Below are 4,790 nucleotides of genomic sequence, written 5' to 3' on the forward strand. Positions count from 1 at the left end.
AACCAGAAATGTGCCGGCGGCCATGACCGCTATGAAGATCGTCATGCCAATCACGAGCTTCTCGCGCGGCGCGATCCTGGGCTCTCGCCGGCCCGTCAGACGAATCAGGCCGTAAATGACCGAAAACACCAGCAGTGCAGCACAGAACCACATCGGTCCGGTTTCGGACAGCCATGCGCTGTTTTTCAGGTGAACCAGCCATTGGTGCGCGAAGCCGCCGCTTCCCCATGTTCGTGACAGGAAATACTGCGTCAGCGGACCGATGACGAGCATGTAGAGCAGCGTCGGCAGTCCGAGCCGAAGGCAGCGGTCGCGCACGAACTTTGCAAAGCCTTTGCGGTCGTAGGCTGCGGCTGAAAAATAGCCGGCGATGAAGAACAGCAAGGCCATGAAAAAAGCCTGCAGGAAACTCTGGTAGGTACCGAAGAACAGCTCGGCGCCGAATCCCGCCGGCCGCCGATCCACGTAATACCAATTTCCGAAGGGGCTGTAGGTGTCGCACGCGTGCATGCTGAGCACCAGAATGATCATCGACCACCTGACATTGTCGATGAAAGGCACCCGAGCGGCACGATGCGTTTCAGCCGCCGCCCCCGCCGGTCCGATCGGGATGTCAGTCATGTCACACTTGTCGAAACGCGTTCCGCCGCGAAGGCAGGCCGCCACCTTTCTAGAGATGTCGGCGCCGGACACAAGGGTGGAAACGACCGAAAATCCGGACCGCCGACCGTCGTCGGAGCACGCCGGCATGCATCACATCATTCGATCGCGATCGAATCGATTACATCTATGATTCGTCATCCATCGAATTATCTCAGTCCACGCGCGATGTAGTCAGGCGTTGCGAATGAGACCGTAATCGAAGGAGTCATGACGATGGATCAGATGGCCATGGACAAGACCAACATCAACGCGGCCCTCGGTGGCGGCCTGCTGGTCGTGGCGCAATGGGAAACCAGGGAGGATCAGGCCGACAACGTGGCCGAAATCCTGCGGCGCTTCCTGCCGGAAGCGCGGCAGGAGCCCGGCGTTAAGCTGTTCCTGATCGGCCGAGCCCATGACAATCCCGCGCAGTTCCTGTTCTACGAATTATTCCGCGACGAAGCCGCCCTCAGGGCGCATCACGAGAGCGCGCATTTCAAGACCTATATCGCGGGCCAGGCTTTGCCGCTGCTGGCCAAACGGGAGCGCGCGCAATACTCGCTGCTTTGAGAACACTTCGATTGCGATCGAAATCATCGTCGCAACGGATGGGGGGCAGCCGGCGTTGATGGCGCGGCGAATGCGTTATCTTTGCGCCGGCCGAATCCGTCGCCCATGCCAATCAGCCGAGGAACGCCCATGACCTCTGACGCTGTCGCACAAAAGCTCGATCCTCGTGAGGAGCATTTTCATATTCCGGGCCCCAGGCCCGGCTTATCACTGTTCCTACGCTTCCTCCCGGCAATGAAGGGCGAGTTCAAGCCGCGGCGGGCGGTTCTCTACCTACATGGCGCAACGTTTGCGTCGGCGCTGTCGGTCGCCTACCGTTTCGGCGACGAGCACCCTGACGAAAGATCCTCTGACACCCAATCCTGGCGCGATGCGCTGAACGATGCCGGCTTCGACGTTTGGGGACTCGACTTTTACGGGTTCGGTCATTCCGACCGCTATCCGGAGATGAGCCAGCCGGCCGCCGACAATCCGCCGTTATGCGTCGCCGAGGATGCCGCGCAGCAATTGAACGCCGCGGTTCAGTTCATCCTCGGCCGTCAGCGGCTCGAGCAACTGTCGCTGATTTCGCATTCATGGGGATCGATGCCGGCGTGCCTGTTCGCCGCTGCGCATCCGGCGCGGATCGACCGGCTGGTGCTGTTTGCCCCGATCGGCCGCCGCGGACCGCGGCGCTACGAGACGCCGGCGGCGTTGCCGGCCTGGCGGATCGTGACGCCTCGGGATCAGTGGACGAGATTCACCGAAGACGTGCCCGAGCACGAGAAGCCGGTGCTGTCGCGGGCGCATTTCGCTGAATGGAGTCAACGCTATCTCGACAGCGACCCGGAGAGCCGCTGCCGCGATCCCGCGGGCGTCAAGACGCCGCTTGGTCCGTTCAGCGAGATCATCAAGGCCTGGCACGGCCAACTGGCCTATGATCCGGCGCGGGTCCGCGCGCCCGTCGCGATCATTCGCGGCGAATGGGATGGGCTGATGCTGGACGACGACGCACGCCGGCTGTTCGACGGCTTCGGCCAGTCGCCGGTCAAACGCGACATCAAGATCGGCCGCGGCACCCATCTGATGCATCTCGAGATGATGCGGGCGGCGTTGTGGCGCGAAAGCATCAGCTTTTTGCGCGGCGACGATGTCGCATCGGTGCCATGACAGCCGAACGCAAAGGAGAAAGCGATGTTTGCTGTGATCTTCGAGGTTCTCCCGAATGCCGGAAAGAAGGACGAGTATCTTGGCCTCGCCAAGAGTCTGAAGCCCGTCCTGGAAACGATCGACGGCTTCGTCGACAACGAACGTTTCGAAAGCCGGCTCAGGCCGGGATGGGTGCTGTCGCATTCGACCTGGCGCGACGAAAAATCCGTCGTGCGCTGGCGCACGCAAGCCGACCATCACGCGACCCAGGCCAAGGGCCGCTTCGAGATCTTTGCCGATTATCATCTGCGGGTCGGCGACGTCACCGCCGATACCGCCCCGCCGAAGCAAGCGCCGGTCCGGGAGCGCCGCTTCGACGAAACCGAAGTCGGTCACGCCAAGCTTGTCACCTTCACGGAGATCACGCCGCGCAAGGACGGCGCGTTCGAAGACCACGCCGATCTGCTACCGGCCCGTTGCGGCCTCGATCTGCATGGTGACCGGATCGTCGGACATGATGTTTGGAGCAGCATCTATAATCCCGGCAAGATGGCGCTGCTGGTGGGCTGGAAAGACGCCAAGGCCGCCAGTCTCTGGGTGCCGAAGACAATCGAGGGCATCTCGCGGCTGCGGCATCGCAGCGTCCGCGTCGTCCGCGACTACGGCCGGTTCGACCGCCGCGAAGCGCCGCAATATTACGCCGACGTCGAAGGAGGCGAGACGCGCCATCCGCAGCCTGCGCACTGATGCGCAAACCAGCCGCTCAGAACCGCGGCAGTTCCGGAAACGCGAGCCGGCCGGCATGGACATGCATGCGGCCGAGCTCGGCGCAGCGGTGCAGCGTCGGGAAGACCTTTCCGGGATTGAGCAGGCCCTGCGCATCAAAGGCGCATTTGAGCCGCTGCTGCTGGTTGAGATCGATTTCGGAAAACATCTCGCCCATCAGGTCGCGCTTCTCGATGCCGACGCCGTGCTCGCCGGTGAGCACGCCGCCGAGTTCGACGCAGCAGCGCAGGATATCGGCGCCGAAGGCTTCTGCGCGCTCCATCTGGCCCGGTTGATTGGCGTCATAGAGGATCAGCGGATGCAGATTGCCGTCACCGGCATGGAATACGTTGGCAACCCGAAGCTGGTATTTCACCGAGAGATCGCGAATCCGCGCCAGCGCTTCCGGCAATTTGCCGCGGGGGATGGTGCCGTCCATGCACAGATAATCCGGCGAGATGCGCCCGACCGCCGGAAACGCCGCCTTGCGGCCGGCCCAGAAGAGATTCCGCTCGGCCTCCGAGGTCGAGATCTGGCAGGTGGTCGAGCCGCAGCCTTTCGCGATCGTCTCGACCCGGCCGATCAGCTCGTCGACCTCGACCGACGGACCGTCGAGCTCGATGATCAGAAGCGCCTCGACGTCGAGCGGATAGCCGGCATGGACGAAAGCTTCCGCGGCGTGAATTGCGGGCTTGTCCATCATCTCCATGCCGCCGGGGATGATGCCGGCGCCGATGATCCGCGCCACGCACTCGCCGGCAGCCTCGACTTCGGCGAAGCCGACCATCAGCGCCCGCGCGGTTTCCGGCTTCTGCAGGATCCGCACCGTGACCTCGGTGATGACGCCGAGCAGGCCTTCGGAGCCGGTGATGATTCCCATCACGTCGTAGCCCGAGGTCTCCGCCGACTTGCCGCCGACGCGCAGGACCTCGCCGGTCATCAGCACGATCTCGCAGCCCAGTACGTTGTTGGTGGTCATGCCGTATTTCAGGCAGTGCACGCCGCCGGAATTTTCCGCGACATTGCCGCCGATCGAGCAGGCGATCTGAGACGAAGGGTCCGGCGCGTAATAGAACCCGGCATGGGCGACGGCCTGGCTGATGGCGAGGTTGGTGACGCCGGGCTCGGTCACGACGACGCGGTTGTCGAAATCGATCTCGCGGATGCGCTTGAATTTGCCAAGGCCCAGCAGCACGCCGTCGGCGAGCGGCAGCGCGCCACCCGACAACGACGTGCCGGAGCCGCGCGGCACCACCTTGATGCCCTGCTCGAAGCAATATCTCAGGACCTTCGAAACCTGTTCGGTGGTATCAGGCAGCACGACGACCATCGGCGGCTGCCGATACGCCATCAGGCCATCGGACTCGTAGGGCAGCATCTCGGCCGCGCTGTCGATCACGCCCTCGCCCGGCACGATCACGCGCAAGGCTGCGACGATCGCATCGCGGCGTCGGAGTACCGCGGCATCCGCCTCGGGCATCATGATGGCCATCGCCGCCTCCCGCACGCCAATCGACATGCATTCGATTTGTCACGCCAAATCAAGCATATCCGCGGCACCTTGGGTAGGGCGCGCCTGGCCGGAATGTGGCAATCTCCGGCACCATCCGATAATCGGCCAAATTGATGAAACGGCCCGACGTTTGTCGGCTTGTGCCGTGCAAGCCTCCCATGCCAAAAGGCGC

At 63.2% G+C, this 4,790-nt stretch carries 5 protein-coding genes; 3 read left to right on the forward strand and 2 right to left on the reverse strand.

Annotated elements, in window-relative coordinates:
* Positions 1–693: acyltransferase family protein (locus WCB02_RS32240; protein ID WP_423964640.1), on the reverse strand; the 693-nt coding region annotated here is incomplete at its 3' end.
* A gap of 183 nt (positions 694–876) precedes the next feature.
* Between WCB02_RS32240 and WCB02_RS32245 the strand changes: the two genes are divergently transcribed.
* The 3 genes from WCB02_RS32245 to WCB02_RS32255 all read left to right on the forward strand — a co-directional run bounded on the left by WCB02_RS32245 (position 877) and on the right by WCB02_RS32255 (position 3,087).
* Positions 877–1,212: a putative quinol monooxygenase gene (locus WCB02_RS32245; protein WP_423964642.1), complete on the forward strand. Its 336-nt coding sequence runs from the start codon at positions 877–879 to the stop codon at positions 1,210–1,212.
* A gap of 129 nt (positions 1,213–1,341) precedes the next feature.
* Positions 1,342–2,361, forward strand: a complete 1,020-nt coding sequence (locus WCB02_RS32250) for an alpha/beta hydrolase (RefSeq protein WP_423964645.1) — start codon at positions 1,342–1,344, stop codon at positions 2,359–2,361.
* 24 nt (positions 2,362–2,385) lie between these two features.
* On the forward strand, positions 2,386–3,087 hold the full coding sequence (locus tag WCB02_RS32255; RefSeq protein WP_423964648.1) for an antibiotic biosynthesis monooxygenase family protein: 702 nt from the start codon (positions 2,386–2,388) through the stop codon (positions 3,085–3,087).
* A 16-nt stretch (positions 3,088–3,103) separates the two neighbouring features.
* Here the strand turns inward: WCB02_RS32255 and WCB02_RS32260 are convergent, their stop codons facing one another.
* The gene (locus WCB02_RS32260; RefSeq protein ID WP_423964650.1) at positions 3,104–4,597 is read right to left on the reverse strand and encodes an FAD-linked oxidase C-terminal domain-containing protein; all 1,494 of its coding nucleotides are present in this window, start codon (positions 4,595–4,597) and stop codon (positions 3,104–3,106) included.
* Positions 4,598–4,790: the final 193 nt, after the last annotated feature.

Source organism: Bradyrhizobium sp., assembly GCF_049581145.1.
GTDB lineage: Bacteria > Pseudomonadota > Alphaproteobacteria > Rhizobiales > Xanthobacteraceae > Bradyrhizobium.